Source organism: Rhizobium sp. LEGMi-198b (assembly GCF_054114205.1).
Genome location: NZ_JBSYVH010000001.1, coordinates 135,072 through 157,313 on the forward strand (window position 1 = coordinate 135,072; position 22,242 = coordinate 157,313).

General features: G+C 60.1%; 22 protein-coding genes. 16 read left to right on the forward strand and 6 right to left on the reverse strand.

Features of this window, described 5'->3' with window-relative positions:
* Positions 1-7 precede the first annotated feature (7 nt).
* Together ACXHXG_RS00620 and ACXHXG_RS00625 are read right to left on the reverse strand one after the other, a co-directional pair.
* Entirely contained in the window at positions 8-1,291 is a 1,284-nt protein-coding gene (locus ACXHXG_RS00620) for an O-acetylhomoserine aminocarboxypropyltransferase (RefSeq protein WP_457898211.1), read from the reverse strand.
* Between the two features lie 175 nt (positions 1,292-1,466).
* Positions 1,467-1,895 (reverse strand): CoA-binding protein, encoded by a 429-nt coding sequence (locus ACXHXG_RS00625; protein WP_028753980.1) that lies wholly within the window; start codon positions 1,893-1,895, stop codon positions 1,467-1,469.
* Positions 1,896-2,006: 111 nt separating this feature from the next.
* Here ACXHXG_RS00625 and ACXHXG_RS00630 point away from each other — a divergent pair, with 111 nt between their 5' ends.
* The 8 genes from ACXHXG_RS00630 (at position 2,007) to ACXHXG_RS00665 (ending at position 9,209) form a co-directional block, all read left to right on the forward strand.
* A complete protein-coding gene (locus ACXHXG_RS00630; RefSeq protein ID WP_104822654.1) occupies positions 2,007-2,336 on the forward strand; it encodes a hypothetical protein in 330 nt (109 codons plus the stop codon).
* Between the two features lie 464 nt (positions 2,337-2,800).
* The gene (locus tag ACXHXG_RS00635) at positions 2,801-3,637 is read left to right on the forward strand and encodes an EamA family transporter (RefSeq protein WP_285168165.1); all 837 of its coding nucleotides are present in this window, start codon (positions 2,801-2,803) and stop codon (positions 3,635-3,637) included.
* A 238-nt stretch (positions 3,638-3,875) separates the two neighbouring features.
* A complete protein-coding gene (rplM, locus tag ACXHXG_RS00640; RefSeq protein ID WP_104822652.1) occupies positions 3,876-4,340 on the forward strand; it encodes a 50S ribosomal protein L13 in 465 nt (154 codons plus the stop codon).
* A 2-nt stretch (positions 4,341-4,342) separates the two neighbouring features.
* The gene (gene rpsI, locus ACXHXG_RS00645; protein ID WP_028753976.1) at positions 4,343-4,810 is read left to right on the forward strand and encodes a 30S ribosomal protein S9; all 468 of its coding nucleotides are present in this window, start codon (positions 4,343-4,345) and stop codon (positions 4,808-4,810) included.
* Positions 4,811-5,004: 194 nt separating this feature from the next.
* The gene (locus ACXHXG_RS00650; RefSeq protein WP_158704429.1) at positions 5,005-5,277 is read left to right on the forward strand and encodes a hypothetical protein; all 273 of its coding nucleotides are present in this window, start codon (positions 5,005-5,007) and stop codon (positions 5,275-5,277) included.
* Between the two features lie 102 nt (positions 5,278-5,379).
* Positions 5,380-6,333 (forward strand): agmatinase, encoded by a 954-nt coding sequence (speB, locus tag ACXHXG_RS00655; RefSeq protein ID WP_104822650.1) that lies wholly within the window; start codon positions 5,380-5,382, stop codon positions 6,331-6,333.
* 83 nt (positions 6,334-6,416) lie between these two features.
* Positions 6,417-7,349 carry an N-acetyl-gamma-glutamyl-phosphate reductase gene (gene argC, locus ACXHXG_RS00660; RefSeq protein WP_457898212.1) on the forward strand — a complete coding sequence of 311 codons (933 nt, stop codon included), beginning with the start codon at positions 6,417-6,419 and terminating at the stop codon, positions 7,347-7,349.
* 450 nt (positions 7,350-7,799) lie between these two features.
* Positions 7,800-9,209: a DUF2778 domain-containing protein gene (locus tag ACXHXG_RS00665; RefSeq protein WP_457898213.1), complete on the forward strand. Its 1,410-nt coding sequence runs from the start codon at positions 7,800-7,802 to the stop codon at positions 9,207-9,209.
* A gap of 33 nt (positions 9,210-9,242) precedes the next feature.
* Here the strand turns inward: ACXHXG_RS00665 and ACXHXG_RS00670 are convergent, their stop codons facing one another.
* The gene (locus ACXHXG_RS00670) at positions 9,243-10,346 is read right to left on the reverse strand and encodes a COX15/CtaA family protein (protein WP_457898214.1); all 1,104 of its coding nucleotides are present in this window, start codon (positions 10,344-10,346) and stop codon (positions 9,243-9,245) included.
* Positions 10,347-10,458: 112 nt separating this feature from the next.
* Here ACXHXG_RS00670 and ACXHXG_RS00675 point away from each other — a divergent pair, with 112 nt between their 5' ends.
* Complete coding sequence (locus tag ACXHXG_RS00675) at positions 10,459-10,668, forward strand: DUF2842 domain-containing protein (RefSeq protein WP_028755205.1); 210 nt, start codon at positions 10,459-10,461, stop codon at positions 10,666-10,668.
* Between the two features lie 160 nt (positions 10,669-10,828).
* Complete coding sequence (locus ACXHXG_RS00680) at positions 10,829-12,052, forward strand: GNAT family N-acetyltransferase (protein ID WP_445945002.1); 1,224 nt, start codon at positions 10,829-10,831, stop codon at positions 12,050-12,052.
* On the opposite strand, the gene ACXHXG_RS00685 is transcribed toward ACXHXG_RS00680, so the two are convergent.
* Complete coding sequence (locus ACXHXG_RS00685) at positions 12,053-14,272, reverse strand: GumC family protein (protein ID WP_457898215.1); 2,220 nt, start codon at positions 14,270-14,272, stop codon at positions 12,053-12,055.
* A 192-nt stretch (positions 14,273-14,464) separates the two neighbouring features.
* Between ACXHXG_RS00685 and ACXHXG_RS00690 the strand changes: the two genes are divergently transcribed.
* From ACXHXG_RS00690 to ACXHXG_RS00715, 6 genes are all read left to right on the forward strand, one after another.
* Entirely contained in the window at positions 14,465-15,040 is a 576-nt protein-coding gene (locus ACXHXG_RS00690) for a polysaccharide biosynthesis/export family protein (protein WP_104822644.1), read from the forward strand.
* Positions 15,041-15,051: 11 nt separating this feature from the next.
* Positions 15,052-16,197, forward strand: a complete 1,146-nt coding sequence (locus ACXHXG_RS00695) for a glycosyltransferase family 4 protein (RefSeq protein ID WP_104822643.1) — start codon at positions 15,052-15,054, stop codon at positions 16,195-16,197.
* A gap of 76 nt (positions 16,198-16,273) precedes the next feature.
* Positions 16,274-17,836 carry an undecaprenyl-phosphate glucose phosphotransferase gene (locus tag ACXHXG_RS00700; RefSeq protein WP_457898216.1) on the forward strand — a complete coding sequence of 521 codons (1,563 nt, stop codon included), beginning with the start codon at positions 16,274-16,276 and terminating at the stop codon, positions 17,834-17,836.
* Positions 17,833-19,095 (forward strand): O-antigen ligase family protein, encoded by a 1,263-nt coding sequence (locus ACXHXG_RS00705; RefSeq protein ID WP_457898217.1) that lies wholly within the window; start codon positions 17,833-17,835, stop codon positions 19,093-19,095. Before ACXHXG_RS00700 ends, ACXHXG_RS00705 begins: the two co-directional genes overlap by 4 nt.
* Positions 19,096-19,097: 2 nt before the next feature.
* On the forward strand, positions 19,098-20,297 hold the full coding sequence (locus tag ACXHXG_RS00710; protein ID WP_457898801.1) for a glycosyltransferase family 4 protein: 1,200 nt from the start codon (positions 19,098-19,100) through the stop codon (positions 20,295-20,297).
* A 95-nt stretch (positions 20,298-20,392) separates the two neighbouring features.
* Positions 20,393-20,683 (forward strand): helix-turn-helix domain-containing protein, encoded by a 291-nt coding sequence (locus tag ACXHXG_RS00715; RefSeq protein WP_283049924.1) that lies wholly within the window; start codon positions 20,393-20,395, stop codon positions 20,681-20,683.
* Positions 20,684-20,686: 3 nt separating this feature from the next.
* Here the strand turns inward: ACXHXG_RS00715 and ACXHXG_RS00720 are convergent, their stop codons facing one another.
* The gene (locus tag ACXHXG_RS00720) at positions 20,687-21,706 is read right to left on the reverse strand and encodes an extracellular catalytic domain type 1 short-chain-length polyhydroxyalkanoate depolymerase (protein ID WP_457898218.1); all 1,020 of its coding nucleotides are present in this window, start codon (positions 21,704-21,706) and stop codon (positions 20,687-20,689) included.
* A 211-nt stretch (positions 21,707-21,917) separates the two neighbouring features.
* Positions 21,918-22,130, reverse strand: coding sequence for a hypothetical protein (locus ACXHXG_RS00725; RefSeq protein ID WP_104822638.1), 213 nt, complete (start codon positions 22,128-22,130; stop codon positions 21,918-21,920).
* Positions 22,131-22,242: the final 112 nt, after the last annotated feature.

Genomic DNA, 22,242 nt, shown 5'->3' on the forward strand with positions numbered 1-22,242 from the left:
TTCCGTGTCATACCTTTGCCAGCGCCTGCTCAAGGTCGGCGATGATGTCCTTGACGTCCTCGATACCGATCGACAGGCGCACCACGTCGGGACCGGCGCCGGCTGCGATTTTCTGCTCGTCGGTGAGCTGCTTGTGCGTCGTCGAGGCGGGGTGGATGACCAGCGAACGCGTGTCGCCGATATTGGCGAGATGAGAAAAGAGCTCCAGGCCTTCCACCAGTCCCTTGCCCGCCTCATACCCGCCCTTCAACCCGAAAGTGAAGACGGAACCCGCCCCCTTGGGCGAATAGCGCTGTTGCAGCGGATGGTTCGGGTCGTCCTCAAGGCCGGCATAGTTCACCCAGGCCACCTTGTCCTGCCCTTTCAGCCAGCGGGCGACGGCGATCGCATTGTCGGAATGGCGCTGCATGCGCAGCGGCAACGTCTCGATGCCCGTAAGGATCAAGAAGGCATTGAAGGGGGAGATGGCAGGGCCGAGATCGCGCAGGCCGAGGACGCGACAGGCGATGGCGAAAGCGAAATTGCCGAAGGTCGCGTGCAGCACGATGCCGTTATATTCCAGCCTCGGCGTCGACAGCATCGGATAATTGCCTGACGCGGACCAGTCGAAGGTGCCGCCATCGATGATCATGCCACCCATGGAATTGCCGTGGCCGCCCATGAATTTGGTCAGCGAATGGATGACGATGTCGGCGCCATGCTCCAACGGCCGGATGAGATAGGGGCTGGCCATGGTATTGTCGACGATCAGCGGCAGGCCGTGCCGGCGGGCAACGGCGGCGATCGCCTCGATGTCGACGAAGGTACCGCCGGGATTGGCGAGGCTTTCAATGAAGATGCCGCGGGTGCGGCTGTCGATCTGTGTCTCGAACGTGGCCGGATCGGCGGAGTCGGCCCAGCGCACATGCCAATCGAAATTCTGGAAGGAGTGGCCGAACTGATTGATCGAGCCACCGTAGAGCTGCCTGGCGGCGACGAAATTGTCGCCCGGCTGCATGATGGTGTGAAAGACGAGCATCTGAGCAGCATGACCAGAGGCGACGGCGAGGCCGGCCGTGCCGCCTTCGAGGGCTGCCACCCGTTCCTCGAGTACGGCCTGGGTCGGGTTCATGATACGCGTGTAGATATTGCCGAACTGCTGCAGCCCGAAGAGTGCGGCGGCGTGGTCCGCATCCTGAAAGACGAAGGAGGTCGTCTGATAGATCGGTGTCGCGCGGGCGCCCGTCGTCGGGTCCGGCTGCGCGCCCGCATGAATCGCCAGCGTGTCGAAACCTGGATTGTTGGTCGGCATGCCCTCTCCTTCCGCCCATACTATTATAACGGGAGGATCATAGCGTCTCAGGCCTTAAAGTTAACCGCGAACTTTGCCGAGCTTTTCCGCTCACGGAAAAAACCTGCCATCTTTCGGCGATATCGCGCGACAAAATGGTCAGCTTTTCGCAGTAGTCAGGCGCAGGCTGTCGGGGTCAGGCGACCAGGCGCGGATATTCGATGGCCGGGCAGCGATCCATGACGACCTTGACGCCGGCCGCTTCCGCTCTCGCAGCGGCGGCATCGTCTCTGACGCCGAGCTGGCCCCAAATGACCGGCGGCCTCGGCTCGATCATGATCGTCTCCTCGACCACCGAGCGCAGATATTCCGGTGCACGGAAGACATCAACCATGTCGACCGGCTCGGGAATATCGGCCAGATGACCAAAGACCCATTGTCCGAGGATCTCCTTGCCGGCCTGCCCGGGATTGACGGGAATGACGCGATAGCCTCGCGCCATCAGGTAGGCCATGACGCCGTTGCTAGGCCGCGCGGGATTGGGCGATGCGCCAACAAGCGCAATGGTCCGTACGGATAAAAGGATATCGGCGATATAAGAATCCTCGTAGCGGTCATGGTTCATCACGGAGCCTCCCTTTGGATCACACTTGCGTTTTGCCACAAATCCGGAAACCACGGCCGCGGCTTTCGCGTATATATAGGTATTATAACAATTTCAGGGAGAATTGCTCCGATGAAAAAAATCATCCTGCTGAGCCTGCTGATTGCCTCCGCCGCCAGCCCGGCCTTGGCGATCTCACGGTACAACTCCATGTCCTTCACCTGTGGCCAGGCTAAGGCGATCATAGACCGCGAACGGGCGGTAATCATGCGCTATCCGTCCACCAGGGTGCGCAACATGACGCTCTATGATCGTGTCGTTTCTGACAGCAATGCCTGCGATCCCGGCTACTATGCCTATCAGGACTATATTCCGACCAAGGACAGGCCCAACTGCCCCGTCTACACATGTCGGCCGTCGACCGATTTCGACGACGATGATTTGCTCATCCCGCATCGATAGCAGCAGGGCAAAGCAGGTTGCTAGCCTCTCTCGATCTCGATTTGCGCATGGGATTGTGGTTCAGCCTGCATCACGTTGATCGCGATGCGGTGCAGTTTTGCCCCGCGGCCGCAATTTGGTTACTCCCCAAAACGTGCCGTTCCTTAATCATGATAGCACGATAACATCCTCATAGCGCTTTGGATGTTATCGGAATAACCCCAGACAATGCGTTCACCCGCCATGCAATTTTTGTTCTCTCTTCATTCCCCTGTAAATTAGAAACACCTCATGGTTGCGCGAATAAATAGAACAAATAGCGAACGCTCAACCGCACTTTTCTATGGATTTATTGAGGAAAGCAACAGCCAGAAGCATGTAAACCCACACATGTTGTTGCTTTTGGAGTATTGAGCGTCAATGGCATCCCGTATACCCGCAAATCATCAAACTCTCGCCCGTTGCCGGGTAATTTCGAGGTCTCCGTGTCCGCTGACGTTATCGTTCTCGTCCTCTTCGGCGCCCTGCTGCACGCAACGTGGAATGCAATCATCAAGGCGGGAACGGAGAAGTCCCTGGATGCCGCAATGGTTGCAGCCGGCGGCGCGGTCACTGCCCTGCCCTTTCTGCCGTTTCTGCCGTTGCCGGCTTCGGCCGCCTGGCCCTTCATCGGCGCCTCGGCGATCCTGCAATTTGCTTATTTTCAGTTGGTAGCCGCGGCCTACCGCGCCGGCGACATCGGTCTCGTCTATCCGCTGATGCGCGGGGTGGCGCCACTGATCATCGTTGCGACCAGCGGATTCATCCTTCGGGAGACGCTGTCCAGCGGTGCTCTGCTCGGTACGATGACGATCTGCGCCGGAATATTGACGCTTGCCTTCGAAGCCCGGAAGGGCGGCCGGCAGGCCATCGTGCTTGCTTTGTCGAACGCGGTGGTCATCGCCACCTATACCTATGTCGATGGTATCGGCGCACGCCTTTCCGGCAATTCCATATCCTATACGCTGTGGATGTCGCTCCTGCCGCCGGTGCTACTGTTTGCCTGGGCAATCTCGCAGCGCGGCTTTTCCGTTGTCGCCGCCCATGTCCGCTACAATTGGTGGCGCGGCCTAATCGGCGGCGGCGGTTCGCTGACGTCCTATGGCCTGGCATTGTGGGCGATGACCAAGGCGCCCGTCGCCATGGTGGCGGCGCTACGCGAGACATCGATCCTATTTGCACTGGTGATTTCGGTGGTCATCCTGAAGGAGCGATCGAGCATCTGGCGTTATGTCGCCGGTGCCATTATTGCAGGCGGCGTGTTGGTTCTAAGACTGGCCTAAAGATGAGAAATATGGGGTATTGAAATACCGTATATTTAACCTATTGATTCTGTTCACGAATTTTTCAGACAGCCAAATCCTGTCTTATTGACCTCAACAGCTATTCCCTTTATAAGCCGCGCCAGATCGCAGCCTTTCCGGGCTGCTTTCTTTTTGGCGCGCGTTTCGCTCGCCAAACCAAGCAACAAGAAACGCCCTGATGCCTTCGGGTCCAGGGTCCCAAAAGAGAGTATTCAACATGGCAACCTTCTCCCAGAAGCCTGCAGAGGTGGAGAAGAAGTGGGTTCTCATCGACGCCGAAGGGCTCGTCGTTGGCCGTCTCGCTTCTCTCATCGCAATGCGTCTGCGTGGCAAGCATAAGGCTACCTTCACGCCGCACGTCGACGACGGCGACAACGTCATCGTCATCAATGCCGACAAGGTCGTCTTCACCGGCAAGAAGTACGAAGACAAGGTTTACTACTGGCACACCGGTTACGCCGGCGGCATCAAGGAGCGCACCGCTCGCCAGATCATCGAAGGCCGCTTCCCGGAGCGCGTTCTCGAGAAGGCTGTCGAACGCATGGTTCCGCGCGGCCCGCTCGGCCGTCGCCAGATGAAGAACCTGCGCGTCTACGCCGGCTCCAACCATCCCCATGAAGCCCAGCAGCCGGTCGTTCTCGACGTGGCCAAGCTGAACAAGAAGAACGTAAGGAGCGCCTGATAATGGCTGATCTCTCTTCCCTGAAGGATCTCGGCACGGCATCGGAAGCTGCTGCTCCGGTTCACGTCCGCAAGGTTGACTCGCTTGGCCGTTCCTACGCGACCGGCAAGCGCAAGGACGCCGTCGCCCGCGTTTGGGTCAAGGCCGGCTCCGGCAAGATCATCGTCAACGGCAAGGACTACACGGCTTATTTCGCCCGTCCGGTTCTGCAGATGATCCTGCGTCAGCCGATCGTCGCTGCTGCCCGTGACGGCCAGTTCGACATCGTTGCCACCGTCGCCGGCGGCGGTCTTTCCGGCCAGGCCGGTGCCGTTCGTCACGGCCTGTCCAAGGCGCTCACCTACTTCGAACCGGGCCTGCGCTCGGTCCTGAAGAAGGGCGGCTTCCTGACCCGCGACAGCCGCGTCGTCGAACGCAAGAAGTACGGCCGCGCCAAGGCACGTCGTTCGTTCCAGTTCTCCAAGCGTTAATCGCTTATCCGAGATTGGATTTTGGAAAGGCCGGGTTCGCCCGGCCTTTTTGTTTATGTGGAGTGCCGCCCCCGCTTAGGTCTTCCGGTCGTTCAGCCCGCCCAGCCAATACCGGGATGGGTCAGCGCTTTTTTTGCTTCCTGATCGTATGATCGACTATAGAGGAGCGGGACAGGAACCGTACGGGGACGGAAATGAGATCTGACGGGCTAAGCTTGATCTCTTCGCTGGCGCTTGCGGTTCTCTGCGCAACCGCGGCTTTTTCAGCGGATACCGTAACGACGATCGAGGCAACGCCGGTACCCATGGAAAGCATGCGGGATTTCCTGCAAGCCAATCCGGACTGCCAGCAATTTACCGATCAATGTTCGATCTGCACCGTTGCCAACGGAAAGGCCGAATGCTCCACGCCGCAAATCGCGTGCGTGAAAAAGGCGTATCAATGCACAGCACGTGCAAAGCAGTAGCTCGGAAAGCCGCCTGCTTGCAATTAGCGCCGATGTCTCCTAACTCGAGTCAGCCGAAGGCACATCACGACCCGGGCCTAGTTTCCACGCAAGGAGAATCCCATGCCGAGCACGTCGATTGATCATGCCTTTTCAGCCACCAGCCTGACGTCGGCGGCCAGCGATCCGACTTTTGCGGGCGCGCTCTCCTTCATGCGCCGGCGTTTCACCAAATCGCTCGAGGGCGTCGACGCCGTCGTCTGGGGTATTCCCTTCGATGCGGCCACATCCAATCGCCCTGGAACACGTTTCGGGCCGCAGGCGATCCGTCGCGCGTCGGCAATCTTCGACAATGATCCGCAATATCCTTTCCATCGCGACCTCTTCGCCGAAATGGCCGTCATCGATTACGGCGATTGCCTGCTCGACTACGGCAACCACCAGGAGACGCCGGCGGCGATCGAGCGGCAAGCGAACACTATCCTCGATAGCGGCGCATTTTTACTGACGCTCGGCGGCGACCATTTCGTCACCTGGCCTTTGCTGAAGGCGCATGCGGCCAAACATGGCCCCTTGGCGCTGGTGCAATTCGACGCGCATCAGGACACGTGGTTTGACGACGGCAAACGCATCGACCACGGCTCCTTCGTCGCACGCGCTGCCCGTGACGGCTTGATCGATGCCGACCGGTCCATCCAGATCGGCATCCGCACGCATGCGCCGGAGGATTATGGCATTCGGGTTCTCTACGGCCATGAAGCCGAGGATATGAGCGCGGCCGATATCGCGTCGGCGATCATCTCCCATACCAAAGGCGCGCCCGTCTACTTGACCTTCGATATAGACTGCCTCGATCCGGCCTATGCGCCCGGCACGGGCACACCGGTCGCTGGCGGTCCGTCGAGTGCGAAAATCCTCTCGGTACTGCAGCGCCTGCGTCAGCTCGACATCAGGGGCGCCGATGTCGTCGAAGTCTCCCCTGCCTATGACCATGCCGACATCACTGCCATTGCCGGAGCAACGGTGGCGATGTATATGCTCGGTCTCCACGCCGAAAGGCGTGCGATCAGCCGCTGACCGCGACTGTTATCATTTTGAATCAACTCCATGGCAAACTGAGTCCGGAAACACTCTGAACCTATTGAAAGAGCAGGATTAAAATGGCACCGAAAATCTTCATCGATGGCGAACACGGAACCACGGGCTTGCAGATCCGCACGCGCATGGCCGACCGCCGCGATGTCGAGCTTCTGTCCATTCCGGAAGCCGAGCGGCGCAATGCCGCGATGCGCGAAGACATGCTGAACAACGCCGATATCGCCATTCTCTGCCTGCCCGACGATGCGTCGAAGGAAGCGGTGAAGATGGTTTCGGCCAACAACAATGTCCGCGTCATCGACACCTCCACCGCCCATCGCGTCAATCCCGGCTGGGCCTATGGTTTTGCCGAAATGGACAAGGATCAGGGCGACAAGATCAAGGCCGCCCGTTTCGTCGCCAACCCCGGCTGCTATCCGACCGGCGCCATCGGCCTCATCCGGCCGCTGCGTGCTGCCGGCATCCTGCCCGACGGCTATCCCGTCACCATCAATGCCGTTTCCGGCTATACCGGCGGCGGCAAGCAGATGATCGCGCAGATGGAAAATGCCGATCATCCCGATGCGATCACCGCACCGCACTTCCTCTATGGCCTGCCGCTGACCCACAAACATGTGCCGGAGATGACGACGCATGGCCTGCTTGACCGCGCGCCGATCTTCTCTCCGTCGGTCGGCAAGTTCCCGCAGGGCATGATCGTGCAGGTGCCGTTGCATCTCGACGATCTCGCTGAAGGCGCGACGCTGGAAAGCATCCATGCTGCGCTGGCCGCCCATTATGCCGGTCAAGATATCGTGCAGGTCATCCCGCTGGCGGAGAGCCACGCTTTGCCGCGCGTCAACGCCATCGAACTGGCCGGCCAGGATACGATGAAGCTGTTCGTATTCGGCACGCCAGGCACCACACAGGTCAACCTCGTCGCCCTGCTCGACAACCTCGGCAAGGGTGCTTCGGGAGCTGCGGTCCAGAACATGGACCTGATGCTGAGCGCCTGAACTTTCCACCCTAATCAACATCCAAAATTAAGAGAGCCCCAGCCAATCACCTCATGCAGGTCGATCGGCTGGGCTCGATCTATTCCAGACTGAAGTCACCTTCGGTGCGCCTGCCATTTGGAATCATCCCGGGTCACTGACGGCAATGATTTGCAATGCGCAGCGATGTCGATCCGGCCGATCGTTGGCTTTCTGATATATTTGAACGCACTTTATTAGCCTCTCGCCACAAATCAGCCCCGATCACCTGTTCGGGCTTTCGCCGCCGCAATAGTCGCGGTCATGGCAACAGACAATTCCAAGATCGGGTCGGCGTAAAGGAATTGGTTACCATAATTCGGCATGCTTTCCGACAGTCGGCAATGTCACGACCGGACGCAGGTTTTGTGTCCCGGCGTAGGCACTTTTGTGAGCCGGCATGGTGCGTATGTAGTTTGGATAACGAGTATCATGGCGTTTGCGACCGAGACGTTCGGTAACTTCAATTCCCGTTCCGGGTATGCTCTGCGCCGGAAAAAATCCCGAGGGATCAGTCCGGGTACGGCCATCACCGGCGTCGCGGTGGTGGTGTTCGCATGGGTGGCCGCCACATTGATGACCACGCAATCGATGGTTCTGTCTCTACCCGGTGCCGATGTTTCGTTGGAGACTTCGCTGACGCCGAGAGCATCCGCCTTCATCGTGCCACAGGGGAACATCCCACATGCGGCGCGCCTTGCCAGTCAGACCGTGCCCATGGGCGGAAGAATACGGGTAGGAGGTATGTCCGCCGACGAGAAGCGAGAAGCCATCGCACACTCCAAAGCGATCCTGGCGCGCGCACTGATCAAGCAGCAATTGGCGAGCGCGCTATCGCAGCAGGCCTCAGATCTCGCACGGGCTCAAACGGCGGCGGCCGTTGCCAAGAACGACGCACCGACCTCGCCGGAAACGGTCGCGCATCTGCGCGATGCCGAGGTTGCGCTGGGCAAACCCGCAATCCAGGCCGTAGGGCCAAATACGGCTGCTCTGGATCATCCGGGCAAGGACGGTCTGCCGGTCGCAGCGCCCGCAAGCGACGCACCGCCCACCGAGATGGCGTCGGCCGCCGGAACGATCGACCGCGCTGTTGCAGAAAGCCTCGCGACGACCGCTTCCAGCGATCTCGCGTCGCAGCCTTTCAACATCATCCCGATGCCACGTCCGGACCTGATGCCCGGCAGCGATGGCGCCGCATCATCGGACGCCGGAACCATCGATCTTGCGGAAGCGGAAGACATGTCGGCTGTCGAGGACTTACCTTCCGTCGTGCCGCTGCCGCGCCCGGCCCATGTTGTTGCAAGGGCCACCGCCTCGGACGCTGCCGACGAAGCTGACACGTCGCCGACGCAAGAGTTGGCCTATGCCAAGCCGGAAGAAGAGGTGAAGCGGTCGCGGCCGTTCCTCAACCCGTTCGCCGCCCTTACCCCGCGGGGCGGCACCGCCATCTACGACATTTCGGCCGGAACCGTCTACCTGCCGAGCGGCGAACGCCTCGAAGCGCATTCCGGCCTCGGCCACATGCGCGACAATCCTCGCTATGTCGACCGCAAAAACACCGGCCCGACGCCGCCTGAAACGTATAACCTGACCTATAGGGAAAGCCTGTTCCATGGCGTGCAGGCGCTGCGCCTGACGCCCGCAAACGGCGCCCGCGTCTATGGCCGCGTCGGCTTGCTGGCTCACACGTACATGCTCAGAAGCGGCCGTGGCGAATCAAATGGCTGCGTGGTCTTCAAGGATTACAGCCGCTTCCTGGCTGCCTTTAAGCGCGGTGAAATCAAGCGTATACAAGTGGTGGCGCGTCTGTCGTCGGCGTCCAGCAATATTGCGTCGCGCTGAGTTTGCGAAATGGGAGCGAGGCGATTATCCGCCTCAGTTCCTCACAGCGATGACTGTCTGATGCGGATATTCGCCATAGAAACCGCGCCAATTGGCGATGGCAAAGCCGAAGACGATGAGGGCGCCGGCCTGATGAGCCAAAGCCAGGTGTAGCGGCACCTGCAGGAGCAGCGTCGAAATGCCGAGGATCGCCTGGATCAACACTAGAACGAACAGCACGACCGAACGGCGGGCATGCGTCGTCTGCGCCGCAGCACGCAGCGAGATGATCATGTTGATGGCAACCACGGTGAAAAGCGCATAGGCGCCGAGACGGTGGACATATTGCACCATCTTCGGGTTTTCGAAGAAATTGATCCAGCCCGGAGATTGCGCGAACAGCCCGCCCGGCACCACAGCGCCATCCATCAGCGGCCAGGTATTATAGGAGAGACCGGCGTCGAGGCCGGCAACCAGCGCGCCGAGATAGATCTGGAATAGCGCCATGAAGGTGATGAGGCCGGCAAGCTTTGCCGAATAACGCGTCGGCGCCGGGTCGTTGGAATGCGGCGACAGCGCGCGCATGAACCACATGCAGGCGGCAAAGATCAGGCAAGCGGTAACGAGATGAGTGGCGAGGCGATACTGGCTGACGTCGGTGCGCGCTTCGAGGCCGGACGAGACCATCCACCAGCCAATCGCCCCCTGCAGGCCGCCGAGCACGAAAATACCACCGAGCGGCAGCCATAGCTTGCGCTCAACGCGGCCGGTCAGAACGAAGAACAGCAACGGCAGGCCGAAGATGACACCCATGGCGCGGGCGAGCAGCCGATGGGCCCATTCCCACCAGAAGATGCCTTTGAACTCATCGACCGTCATATCCTTGTTCAACTGCTCGAACTGCGGGATGCGTTTATAGAGGTCGAATTCCTCCTGCCATTCCTGCGCATTGAGCGGCGGGATGACACCATGGATCGGCTGCCATTCGGTGATCGACAGGCCAGAATTGGTCAGACGCGTCGCTCCGCCGACGAGCACCAGGGCAAAGAGCGCCAGAAGCACACAGGCAAGCCAGATGCGGATAGCGCGGCGATTGCGGTCCTGCCGGGCCACTTCGTTCAAAACGGCCTGTTCCGACGTGAAATTAGCGACAGCCATGGGATCTCCCTTCAATCCGGCTGTTGATTTGCCTGATAGGGGCGTGCAAAACAAGTCCCGAGACTTTGCGGCATGCCGTCGCGGCACGCCGTCGAGAGAGGAGAGACCAACCTTGCCCCTTCGCCTGCGCAAATTCATCGGCATGATCCTGCTCGTTCTGCTGGTCGTCATCTATGCGATCGTGGCGATGATCGTGGCGGTGCGCACGCTTGGCGACCAACCCGGCTGGGTGCATTTCCTCTATTTCCTCTTCAGCGGCATCATCTGGGTGCTGCCGGCGATGGGCATCATCAAATGGATGGCCGGGCCTCGTCCGCAATAGGCGCCGCCTTATTCAAGCGATTTCGGATTTACTTAGGGATAACCGTGATCAACGGGAAACTTGTCTGATCATCTCGCCTTAAACCAAAAATAAGTCGCCTGCGCTGAAGACTGCGTGCAAATGCCGTCCGATTGGAGACGCCCAAATGCAGGCGCAGAAGGTGCAAACGCAGAAGCTCGATATTGCAGCCATGCCTGTTGCGGCTGCGGCAGGCGACGGCATGCGCCTCGACATCTTCGACAGCATGGCACCGCTGGAGGCCGAATGGCGGGCGCTGGAACAAGACGATCTTGCCTCGCTACATCAGAGCTACGATTGGTGCGCCGCCTGGGTCGAGACCTTTCGATATCCGCTGGCAATCATCCGCGGCTCTTTCAACGGCCGCACCGCCTTTATCCTGCCGCTCGAAATTATCCGCAGCCAGGGCATCCGCCGTGCCGAATTCATCGGCGCGCGTCACAGCAACATCAATACCGGCCTGTTCTCCGGCGAATTTCTGGAAACAGCGGAGAATGGCCTGTCGGCAGTGCAGCAGGCAGAGATTGTGCAGGCATTGCGGGGCAAGGCCGACCTGATGGTTCTGCGTAATGTGCCGCTGGAATGGCGAGGTCGCAAAAGCCCCCTCGCCTCGATGCCCGCTGTCGAGAATCAGAATCATGCCTTTCAAATGCCGTTCCTCGGCACCTTCGAAGCGTCGCTGAAGCAGGTGAATGCCAAACGGCGGCGCAAGAAATTCAAACATCAGACCCGCATTCTCAATGAAAAAGGCGGCTACGAATATGTGATCGCGGCTCCTGATGAGCGGGATGCCCTGCTCGATCTGTTCTTTCGACAGAAAGCGGTGCGCTTCGAAGCGGCGGGCCTGCCGGATGTGTTTCAGGATCTGCCGACCCAAACAGTGCTGCACAGGCTGCTGGCGCTTGGCAGCGAGGAGCGATCCTATGCTGCGCTGGAGATGCATGCGCTGCGGCTGAAGGGCGAGCATGAGGGGCATATCCCCGCGGTTGCCGCTCTGTCACGCAAGGGCGATCATGTGATCTGCCAGTTTGCCTCGATCGACGAGACGCTGGTTGCCGAGGCGAGCCCTGGCGAACTGTTGTTCTGGCTGATGATCGAGCGGTTTCACCGCGAAGGTGTCAGCCTCTTCGATTTTGGCATCGGTGACCAGATCTACAAGCGCTCCTGGTGTCCGACAGAAACGACACAGCACGACCTGATCCTGCCGGTTTCGGGGATCGGCCATGCGGCGGCTTTCGCGCAACGGGGAGTGACGCGCGCCAAGGCGGCCATCAAGGCCAATCCGCAGCTCTATGGATTCATCCAGCGGCTGCGAGCGCGGCAAGGCGGCAGAGACGCCCCTGCGGCGGAGGCTGAGAAGGACTGATCAGGCCGCGTGCTGGCGCGCGTCAGGGCCATGTTCCTGCCGCCAGCCGGACATCAGGATGATGTGCTCATAGCCGGCCTTCTGGAATTCCGTCATTGCCGTCATGAATTGGTTCTCGTCCGGCTCCGGCATGGAGAGGATGATTTCGGTATCCTTGCTGCGCGTCAGCCGGGCGACGCCCGAGACGTCCGCGGCGCCACACTCGACCAAGACGATATCATAGGCCGCGCCGAGTGCATCGAGGATGAGGGACAGGCGGTCGGCGCCGCGCATGGCCCGCCCGAGATCGCTGGTGCCTTGGGGCACGAGATGGGCATCGGAAAGACGGTCGGGATGAATGGTATCGGCAAAGGCGGCCTCGCCGCAAAGCAGATCGGTTACCCCGGAAAGGCCGGCAGTTTCGGCCATCAATCGCGACGGGCAGCCCGTTCCAGTCATATCGACCAGCACGATGCGGCGTCCGGCATCCGATATGGTGCGGGCCAGCATCACGGTCGCCGTGGATCCATTGTCGCCGGTCGGTGATATGGCGATGGCGAGGCGGGAGTCGCGTTCGATCAGATAATCGGCAACCGACTGGATGGAAAAATCCTCTTCATCTTCCACCTCGTCGATGGTCTCTTGTGGCCGATGCCCAAGATCGACCGCTGCTTCCATCTCCCGCGCCAGTGCCTCGTCGGCAACGACGGAGAGCATGCTGGCGGGCACGTCGCCTTGACGCGATGCTAGAGCGCCTTTGGCAGGAGCGATGCCGATTGCCGTTTCCGCCCGAGCGGCAGGTTCCTTCCGGGCTACGACTTCGGGCTCGACCGGGCCAACCGGACGCAACGCACGGCCGCTGAAGAGTTCGGCCAGCATGATGACGATGGAGGTCAGAATGAAGGTTGCAAGCGTGGCGACGACGACGATCGGACCGATCTTCGGGAAATAGGGATCGACCGGCTCGACGGCCTGGGACACCACGCGGGCATCCGCCGGGCTCGAATTCTTGTCGACGCGGGAAGCGGCTTCGCGGTAGCGGGCGAGATAGGTTTCCAGCAATTGCCGCTCAGCGGTCGCTTCGCGTTCCAGTGCGTTGAGGCCGACTTCATCTTCCCCTGCCCTGGCGCTATCAGCCTTCAACGTGTTCGACTGGCCGACGAGCTGCTGCTCGCGCAGTTGCGCCACCTTGGCTTCATTCTCGATGCTGGCAAGGATCTTCTTAGTTTCACGGTCGATCTGCTGGCGGATGTCGGCGAGCTGAGCGCGCAGGCTCCTCAGCCGCGGGTGGCCATCCATCAGCGTCGTGGAGAGATCAGAAATCTGCGATTCCAGATTGGACTCTGTCGCCTTCAGCCGCTGGATCGTCTGCGAGCCCGAAACATCGGCGAGCGTATCGGTGGAACGGCCGGTGGCCAGTGCGCTGCGAACGGCCTGGGCCCGCGCCTCGGCATTGGCCCTCTCGCCGCGCACCTGCGCCAGTTGGCCGGAAATATCGGCAAGCTGCTGCGTCGCGAAGGTATTGTTGTCGCTGGTCTGCAATAGCCCGTTGGCGGAGCGATAGTCGGCGACCTTCTTCTCGGCTTCGTTGACCTTGTTGCGCAGATTGGCGATCTCGGGCTCCAGCCAGCGGGTCGCCTCGCTATTGGAATCAAGCTTGGCACCGCTCTGCATCGACAGGTAGACCTGCGCCATAGCGTTCGGAACGCTGGCCGCCAAATCCGGAGCGCGGGAGGTGAAGCTGATACCAATGACGCGCGAGCTGTTGATCTGATAGACCTGAAGCTTACTGGTGAAGGCGTCGAGCATCCGCTCTTCCGGCGCCTTGTCGAGCGGGCTCTTTTTCAGGTGCAACATGACAAGAATGTCGGAAAACGCCGAGCTCTTGGTGGCGGCATCGAACTCCGGGCGCTCGTAGAGCTTCAGGTTGGTAATCACCTGCTTGATGAGATCGGCCGATTGCAAGATCTGCACCTGGCTGGCGATGTTGAGTTCATCGAGCAGCGGACCGGAGCTGGCATCATTGTTCTGCGTCGTGGTCGCAAAGGCCGGCGCACGCTGTTCGATCAGAATGCGCGTTTCGCTGCGATATTCCGGCGAGACGATCTTGGCAACGGCAAATGCCAGACAAGCGCCGACCAGAGTGATGGCGATGACGCGTACCCGGCGCTGCCAAACGGCGCGAAAAAGCTGCGCTAGGTCAATATCGACATCCTGCTGGCTGCTGTTGACGCCGGGCATACACAAGAACTCCGTAATATAAAGCCGATTGAAGTGTAAACGACTATGGTAACCCAAGCGTTAATTGTATTTTTCATGTATTATTTTCGAGTTACCTAATAAAGAATGTAGAATTTTTCTTGCCCTTTACCGACCGTTAACCCTAACGGATCGATAACGGCGCTAGTGATTTTCCTCTCCTGAGAGCGCGAAATGCCCTTCGCAACGCCAAAGATTGTCCTGGCACTCGGCATGGCTGCCGTGAGCGCTGCGCTCAGTGGCTGCAATACCTATCAGCCGGCGCCGAAAGCCTTCAGTGAAGCAACGATTCAGCCTTATACGCTTGACAGCGGCGACCGCCTGCGCGTCACCGTGTTCGACCAGGAAGGCTTGACGAATACCTATACAGTCGATCAGGCCGGTTATATCGCCTTCCCGCTGATCGGCCAGGTCCCTGCCCGCGGCCGTACGCTGCAGCAGCTTTCCGGCCAGATCGCGCAGAAACTTCGCCAGGGCTATATCCGCGATCCCGATGTCACCATCGACATCGATCGCTATCGCTCCGTCTATATCATGGGTGAAGTCGGCCAGCCCGGTCAGTATTCCTACGTGCCCGGCATGACGATACAGAATGCCATCGCTGTTGCCGGCGGCTTTACCAGCCGCGCGAACCAGTCAAATGCCGACGTTACCCGCAAGATCAATGGTCATGTCATGACCGGACGGGTCGGCATCTCCGATCCGGTGCTGGCAGGCGACACGATCTACGTCCGCGAACGGCTATTCTGACCGCCCCGATCATGGCTAGACCGCTCCGCATCCTTCATTGCTTCAGATCTCCGGTCGGCGGGATATTCCGCCATGTCCGCGATCTGGCGGAGGAACAGAGCAAGGCGGGACATGCGGTCGGCATTCTCTGCGACAGCCTTACCGGCGGGGCGCATGAGGACCGGCTGTTCGACGATGTCAGACCTTTCCTGTCGCTCGGCGTGACGCGCCTGCCGATCCGGCGCCAGATTAGCCTGTCGGACGCCACGACGCTCTGGGACAGCTACAACAAAGTCAAAAGTTTGCGGCCGGATGTGCTGCATGGGCATGGCGCCAAGGGCGGCCTGCTTGCGCGCATCATCGGCTCAGCCTTGCGGGTGAACAGGTATCGCGTTGCCCGCCTTTATACTGCGCATGGAGGCAGCTTGCATTTCTCGCGCGCCTCGCCCCAAGGCATGCTGGTGCACAGCTTGGAGCGGATGCTGGAGTTTCTGACCGACGGACTGATCTTCATCTGCGAATTCGAGCGCCGAAGTTACGAAAGCAAGATCGGCAAGCCGCGGACGCGCACCGCAATGATCTACAACGGCATCAGTGGGCGCGATTTCCGGAACATACCCACACGATCTGACTCTGTGCATTTCGTCTATATCGGCATGCTGCGGGACCTGAAGGGTCCCGATCTGTTTGTGGAAGCCTTCGCCAAGACCGAACGGCGGATCGGCCGGCCTTTGTCCGCATTGATGATCGGCGACGGACCGGACAAGGACAAATACCGTACTATGATGATACAGCGCGGCCTTGGTCACCGCATCGGCATGCTGCCCGCCATGCGCGTGCATGAGGCCTTCGCCATGTCGCAGAATGTCGTCGTCCCCTCACGCGCCGAAGCCATGCCCTATATCGTGCTGGAGGCTCTCGCTGCCGAGAAGACGGTGATCGCCTCGCGCGTCGGCGGCATTGCCGAAGCGCTTGGCGAGCAAAGCCCTGCGCTTGCCGAAGCAGGCGATGCCGACGATCTCTCCCGTGTCATGGCGGCGGCAATCAGCGAGCCGCAATGGCGTCAGCACACCATGCCGAAAATCGAGACGATCCGGTCGGCATTTTCGGCGTCCGTCATGGCGAAGGAAACTATAGACCTATATTATGATATACTTGAATTGGGCGGCAAACATTAGAATACAATCAAGTGTTGTAAACGTTTATTAGCTCATATCTGTTAGGCCATCTCCGGTAACGACCGGATGAATTGCCATGAACCATATTGAAGAGTCCTCGCAATTTAACTTGGACAATATTCGCAAGCAGGTCTCGGAAATTCGCACTCGCGGCACTGAGGAACAGAGCGGCGATCATCAGGCCGGCGACATCAACGCCTATGCCCGCCAGATCGCCGAACAATTTCGCGAGAGCAATCAGACGCCAGCCATCATCATCGGGCAATACCGGCTTTTCGAATTCCTGTCGTTGCTTGCCGTGGGGCTGGCGGTTCTCTTCTTCCAGACCACGCCCGGCGCCCATCCCTTCCTGTCGCAGGCGGCGGTGACGATCGCGCTTTGCGGTCTCGCCATCGTCTTCCTGCAGGTGGCCGACGCCTATCAGATCCCGATACTGCGCGCGCCGCATCGTTTCCCGCAGCGTATCCTGGTGTCATGGGTGGCCGCGTTTGCTGTGATGGTTCTTGCCCTCCTGCCCTTCGACGTCAACCATATCTATTCGATCCGCGCTCTCGGGATCTGGCTTGCCGCCGGCACAATCTTCCTCGTCGCCGCACGTGCCGTGTTCGCCTATGGCATCCGCAACTGGGCCCGCAACGGTCTCATGGAGCGGCGCGCCGTCATCGTTGGCGGCGGTGAACCGGCCAAGGAGTTGATCCGCGCGCTGGAGCATCAGTCTGACAACGATATCCGCATCTGCGGCATCTTCGATGATCGCGGCGAGAAACGTTCGCCGGTGATGGTCGCCGGTTACCCGAAACTCGGCACTGTCGCCGAGCTGGTGGAATTCGCCCGGCTAACGCGCATCGACATGCTGATCATCGCGCTGCCGATCAGCGCCGAGGATCGCATTCTGCAGCTTCTCAGGAAGCTTTGGGTGCTGCCCGTCGACATTCGCCTGGCAGCGCATGCCAATAAGTTGCGCTTCCGCCCGCGCTCTTATTCCCATGTCGGCGCGGTGCCGATGCTCGATATCTTCAACAAGCCGATCCGTGATTGGGACGGCGTCGCCAAGCGCACTTTCGATGTCTTCTTCAGCCTGCTCGCGCTCTGCCTGCTCTGGCCGATCATGCTCGGAGCCGCAATTGCCGTGAAGGCGACATCGAAGGGACCGGTCTTCTTCATGCAGAAGCGCCACGGCTTCAACAACGAGATCATCAACGTCTTCAAGTTCCGCTCGATGTACACCAACATGAGCGACCCGACGGCCCGCATTGCCGTGACGAAGAACGATCCCCGGGTGACACCGGTCGGACGTTTCATCCGCAAGACCTCGATCGACGAATTGCCGCAGCTCTTCAACGTGCTGCTCGGCAATCTGTCGCTCGTCGGCCCGCGCCCGCATGCCGTATTGGCGGCGAGCCACAATCGCATTTATGCCGATGTGGTCGAAGGCTATTTCGCCCGCCATCGCGTCAAGCCCGGCGTCACGGGCTGGGCACAGATCAACGGCTGGCGCGGCGAGATCGACAGCGATGACAAGATCAAGTTCCGCACGGCTTACGATCTCTACTATATCGAGAACTGGTCGCTGTATTTCGATCTGAAAATCCTGTGGCTGACTCCCTTCCGCCTCCTCAACACGGAAAACGCCTATTGACCGCGATCGATCTCCCCTATCGGCGCGTCGACCGACCTCAGCTCGCAGCATTGCGGCTGGTCGGCACGGCTTGCGTTGCTTTCGGGGTCTTTCTATCGGGCTTCGTCATCGCCGAACCGGCGCCCTATGAGCTATGGGTCGCCTTTCTCATCGGCACCTGGTTCATCCTTGGGCTGAAGATCTCACGCAATGTCGCGCCGCTTCTGGCGCTGTTCCTGACGTTCAACGTCGGCGGCATGCTGTCGCTGACGCAGATGCGCGACCTCGGGGCAAACTCCCATCTCGACGGACCGATCTATGTGGCCGTTTCCACCTTCCTGGCGCTGAGCTCGGTCTTCTATGCCGCGATTATCGAAGACAGCGAAAAGCGGTTGAAGCTGATCTTCAACACCTGGGTAGTCGCCGCGCTGATTACGGCAAGCCTCGGCATTCTCGGCTATTTCCACGCCTTTCCAGGCGCTGAAATCTTCACCCGCTATGACCGCGCCATGGGCGTATTCCAGGACCCCAATGTCTTCGGTCCCTACCTGGTGACACCGAGCATCTATCTCATGCACGGCATCCTGATCGGCGACCTGAAGAAGGCGCCGATCAAGGCGCTCTGCCTGTTCGTGCTGGCCTTCGGCATCTTTCTCTCCTTCTCTCGCGCCGCATGGGGCTTGTTCTCCTTCGCGTCGGCGATGCTGATCTTTTGCATGCTGCTGCAGCACCGCAGCAATGCCTTCCGGCTGCGCATTCTGGTGATGTCTTTGGCGGCAATCATTTTCATGGTCCTGCTCCTGGTCGTCGCGCTGCAGTTCCATCAGGTGAGCGACCTGTTCTCGACGCGCACCCAGCTCGTGCAGGATTATGATGGCGGTCATCTCGGTCGTTTCGAGCGCCATCGCATCGGATTCATGCTGTCGATGGAAAGGCCGCTCGGCATCGGCCCGCTCGTCTTTTCCACCCTGTTTCGCGAGGACGAGCACAATATCTGGCTGAAGACGCTGACCACCTATGGCTGGCTCGGCTTCTTCTGCTGGGTCAGCATGATCTGCTGGACCATCTATATCGGCTTCCGCAACTTTTTGAAGGACCGGCCCTGGCAGCCCTACTTGACGATCGCCTGGATCGTCATTCTCGGCCATGTCGGCATCGGCAATGTCATCGACACCGATCATTGGCGCCATCTCTACATGCTGATCGGCATCGTCTGGGGCTGCGGGGCACTCGAGCAACAGTATCAGCGTAGCTTGGCCCGAAGGGAAGCAGCACCGTGAACATGAATGTCGGCATCAAACGCCTGTCGCTGCTGCAAGTTCTCGAACCAAGCGGCGGCGGTTCCGGGCGGCACTTCCTCGATCTCTGCCGCGCCATGCAGCGCCGCGGCCATTCGGTGACGGCGATCTATTCGCCTTTGCGCGCCGAAGCAGCTTTCGTCGCCGAATTGGAGGGGATGGGCCTCGACAGCGTCATCTCTCTTGCCATGCGGCGCGCGCCGGGACCTTGGGATATCACCGCTTGGTGGCAAATTCGGAAAATCGTCGCACAGCACGGACCGTTTCATCTCATTCATGGCCACAGCTCTAAAGCTGGAGCGCTGACGCGGCTGAGATTGCCAGGCCCGCATACTCCGGTGATCTATACGCCGCACGCCTTCCGCACCATGGACCCGACACTCGGAAACCGGGGCCGGATGATCTATGGCGGCATCGAGAGGCTGCTCGGCAACTGGCTGTCCGACCGCCTGATCTGCGTGTCCCGCGATGAATATAATCATGCGCTGTCGATCGGTATTCCGGAGGGGCGGCTGCGGATCGTCGTCAACGGCGTCAGCGCCCCGCCATCCGGTCAACGGGCCGCCATCCGTGCGCGTTATGGAATACCGCAGGACGCCCTGCTCTTCGGTTTCGTCGGCCGGCTGACCCCACAGAAAGCGCCGGAGCGATTGGTCGAGGCCTTTGCCCGCGTCGCCAAAGACTTACCACAGGCGCGCCTGCTGATGATCGGCATCGGCGAACTGGCCGAGACCGTCGGCAGCATGATCAAGGTCGCCGGCCTCGAAGATCGCGCGCATCTCGATAGCTCTATTCCCGGCGCCACCGCCGTCGACGCCTTCGATGTCGTCGTCATGCCGAGCCGCTACGAGGCCATGTCCTATGTCATGCTAGAAGCTGCCGCCGGCGGCAAGCCGCTGCTGTTGACCGATGTCGGCGGCGCACGCACAGTGATCGAGCCCGGCAAGAATGGCTATATCGTCGCCAACAGCGACGACCCCGCAGAACTGGCCGCGGCGATGATGCGCTTTGCCGATCCCAAATTGCTGCGAAGCTTCACCGCAGAGGCCCGGCGGCGCAAGGACGGCTATACGCTTGCCGGTATGGCGGATGCGACGGAAGAAATCTACTTCGAATTGCTCGGCCATCGCGTCCCTAACTTCCTGAGAACGCCGGAAAAAGTGGTGCTGCGCAGCGCGTCCTGAAGCAAGCGACGGGAATGCAACCACATCTCAAGTTTGCGCATGATCCGATCCGAAAATCGGTTCCGATTTTCAGATTTATGCGCTAAATTTCAGTCATGATCACATCAGCGCAACTACGCGGCGCACGCGCCATGCTCGGACTGACAATAGAAACGCTTGCCGTCGAGAGCAAATTGTCCGTAACGACGATTGAAACGCTGGAAGAGGACGTCAGTTCGGGGGATGCCAAGGCGTTGGTCGCCTTGCGTACCGCCCTCGAAGCCCGCGGCATATCGTTCATCGCCAGCGGGAGCGACGAAGCCGGCGGTGCCGGCATCCGCTTCAAGCATTGGGCGGAAGATGGCGGCATCCGGCCGGAAAACCTGAACGCCACCAACGACGATTGAGGCTTACGCCAGGCCCCAGTTCCGAACCAGTTGCTCTGGCGCGGAGAGAGCAGCGCGCAAGATGAAGCGTTCGGTATCGTTGGCCGGCTCCCTGCCCTCGGCGATGGGACCAATCGGCAAGCCATGGCCGAAATCATTCAAGGTCACCAGTTCCAGCACGATATCGCCATAGTCGTTACGCCATTCGCGCCGCTCGCCGCCTTCGAACAGGCGCAACCGGCCCTTGGTCTGCGGCCGCCCATGCACGGCCAGCCACTGCGCCACCGACGCTTCGGCATTGCCGAACGAAACGACGCCGTCATCGGTCCCATGCCAGATGGAGACCGCCGGAAAACGGGCGGCATCCGGCGAAGCTTCGCGGACGAGTTCGGCCCATTTTTCGGCCGGGCGCGCGGCGGCTCTCTTCATCACATCCAGCGCAGACATGGCATCGCGGGCGGCACCGAAAGGTAAGCCGCCGATGACGGCGCCGGCGGCAAACAGCTCCGGATAGGTGGCGAGCAGCGCCGACGCCATGGCGCCGCCCGCCGACAGGCCCATGACGAAGATCTTGCTTTCGTCGATATCATGCAGCCGGCGGCTGAAATCGATCATCTCGCGGATCGAACCCAGCTCGCCGCGATCGCGCGTCACCAGGCTCGGGCGGAACCAATTGAAACAGAGATTGGCATTGTTGGCCGGCTTCTGCTCGGCATAAAGCACGGCGAAACCGTGCTGGCGCGCCAGGGCCGTCCAGCCGCTGGCGCGATCGAAATCCTCGGCATTCTGGTGACAGCCATGCAAAACGACGACGAGCGGCATCGGACCTTGGACACCTGCCGGCACATATTCCAGCATGCGCAGATCGCCAGGGTTGCGCCCGAACCACAGGACCTCCGTCAGACGCTGCGGCACTAGCTGCGTGGAGACGCGCCGGCGTGCCGGCTGCGATCGCGGCCGCGTCACGGGGAATTTGAGCTGAGGCAGCTCAACGGAATCAACGAGCAAACGGCGAAGCCGGCTCGGAACTTTGAAATTCATCATGGACCTTCCAAATTATCCGCGCCCACCGTAGTTGATTTCATTTGGCGGGCGGGCCGCACATCGACCCCGCGGGGCAACGAGATCGAGCAATCGACTCTCCTTGTGCGATGCAGCAAATATAAGGCAGCGACGCAGGTTCGAGCAGGCACAATGCGTCATTGCTGCTATGTGAAATCGGCTTAAAGCGATCAGATGATTGAAGAAAAAAGCGTCAGAGATAGGCTTTCGCAAGCGCAAGAAGCTTTGCATCTTCTTTCACGCCCTGGCGATAGAGCTGAATCATCAGGGCACCCAGGCGTTCGCCCTCCTGGCTGCGGGGACTAATGCCGCGATCCATGCAGACGGCATCCAACACCTTTTCCAAACGATCCAGATCGTCGGAAAACAGGGGTAGATCCTGCGGGTGAATGGAGGTTTCTAACATGGCGCCGCCTCGTCCGTCGGGCCGCACGCAAATACGGTCGCCGGTGCCCGTTTGTTTAACCGACGATACAGAAAGTGACTATGCGCCCTGCCCGGAGGCTTGGCAAGCAAGG

What these genes read in the sequence shown, in the direction of transcription:
- ACXHXG_RS00695 (WP_104822643.1), top strand. Translation starts at nt 15,052, where the DNA reads ATGGCTAGACCGCTCCGCATCCTTCATTGCTTCAGATCTCCGGTCGGC.
- ACXHXG_RS00650 (WP_158704429.1), top strand. Translation starts at nt 5,005, where the DNA reads ATGAGATCTGACGGGCTAAGCTTGATCTCTTCGCTGGCGCTTGCGGTT.
- ACXHXG_RS00620 (WP_457898211.1), bottom strand. Translation starts at nt 1,291, where the DNA reads ATGCCGACCAACAATCCAGGTTTCGACACGCTGGCGATTCATGCGGGC.
- ACXHXG_RS00715 (WP_283049924.1), top strand. Translation starts at nt 20,393, where the DNA reads ATGATCACATCAGCGCAACTACGCGGCGCACGCGCCATGCTCGGACTG.
- rpsI (WP_028753976.1), top strand. Translation starts at nt 4,343, where the DNA reads ATGGCTGATCTCTCTTCCCTGAAGGATCTCGGCACGGCATCGGAAGCT.
- ACXHXG_RS00700 (WP_457898216.1), top strand. Translation starts at nt 16,274, where the DNA reads ATGAACCATATTGAAGAGTCCTCGCAATTTAACTTGGACAATATTCGC.
- ACXHXG_RS00720 (WP_457898218.1), bottom strand. Translation starts at nt 21,706, where the DNA reads ATGATGAATTTCAAAGTTCCGAGCCGGCTTCGCCGTTTGCTCGTTGAT.
- speB (WP_104822650.1), top strand. Translation starts at nt 5,380, where the DNA reads ATGCCGAGCACGTCGATTGATCATGCCTTTTCAGCCACCAGCCTGACG.
- ACXHXG_RS00630 (WP_104822654.1), top strand. Translation starts at nt 2,007, where the DNA reads ATGAAAAAAATCATCCTGCTGAGCCTGCTGATTGCCTCCGCCGCCAGC.
- ACXHXG_RS00690 (WP_104822644.1), top strand. Translation starts at nt 14,465, where the DNA reads ATGCCCTTCGCAACGCCAAAGATTGTCCTGGCACTCGGCATGGCTGCC.
- ACXHXG_RS00725 (WP_104822638.1), bottom strand. Translation starts at nt 22,130, where the DNA reads ATGTTAGAAACCTCCATTCACCCGCAGGATCTACCCCTGTTTTCCGAC.
- ACXHXG_RS00665 (WP_457898213.1), top strand. Translation starts at nt 7,800, where the DNA reads ATGGCGTTTGCGACCGAGACGTTCGGTAACTTCAATTCCCGTTCCGGG.
- ACXHXG_RS00685 (WP_457898215.1), bottom strand. Translation starts at nt 14,272, where the DNA reads ATGCCCGGCGTCAACAGCAGCCAGCAGGATGTCGATATTGACCTAGCG.
- ACXHXG_RS00625 (WP_028753980.1), bottom strand. Translation starts at nt 1,895, where the DNA reads ATGAACCATGACCGCTACGAGGATTCTTATATCGCCGATATCCTTTTA.
- ACXHXG_RS00710 (WP_457898801.1), top strand. Translation starts at nt 19,098, where the DNA reads ATGAATGTCGGCATCAAACGCCTGTCGCTGCTGCAAGTTCTCGAACCA.
- argC (WP_457898212.1), top strand. Translation starts at nt 6,417, where the DNA reads ATGGCACCGAAAATCTTCATCGATGGCGAACACGGAACCACGGGCTTG.
- ACXHXG_RS00670 (WP_457898214.1), bottom strand. Translation starts at nt 10,346, where the DNA reads ATGGCTGTCGCTAATTTCACGTCGGAACAGGCCGTTTTGAACGAAGTG.
- rplM (WP_104822652.1), top strand. Translation starts at nt 3,876, where the DNA reads ATGGCAACCTTCTCCCAGAAGCCTGCAGAGGTGGAGAAGAAGTGGGTT.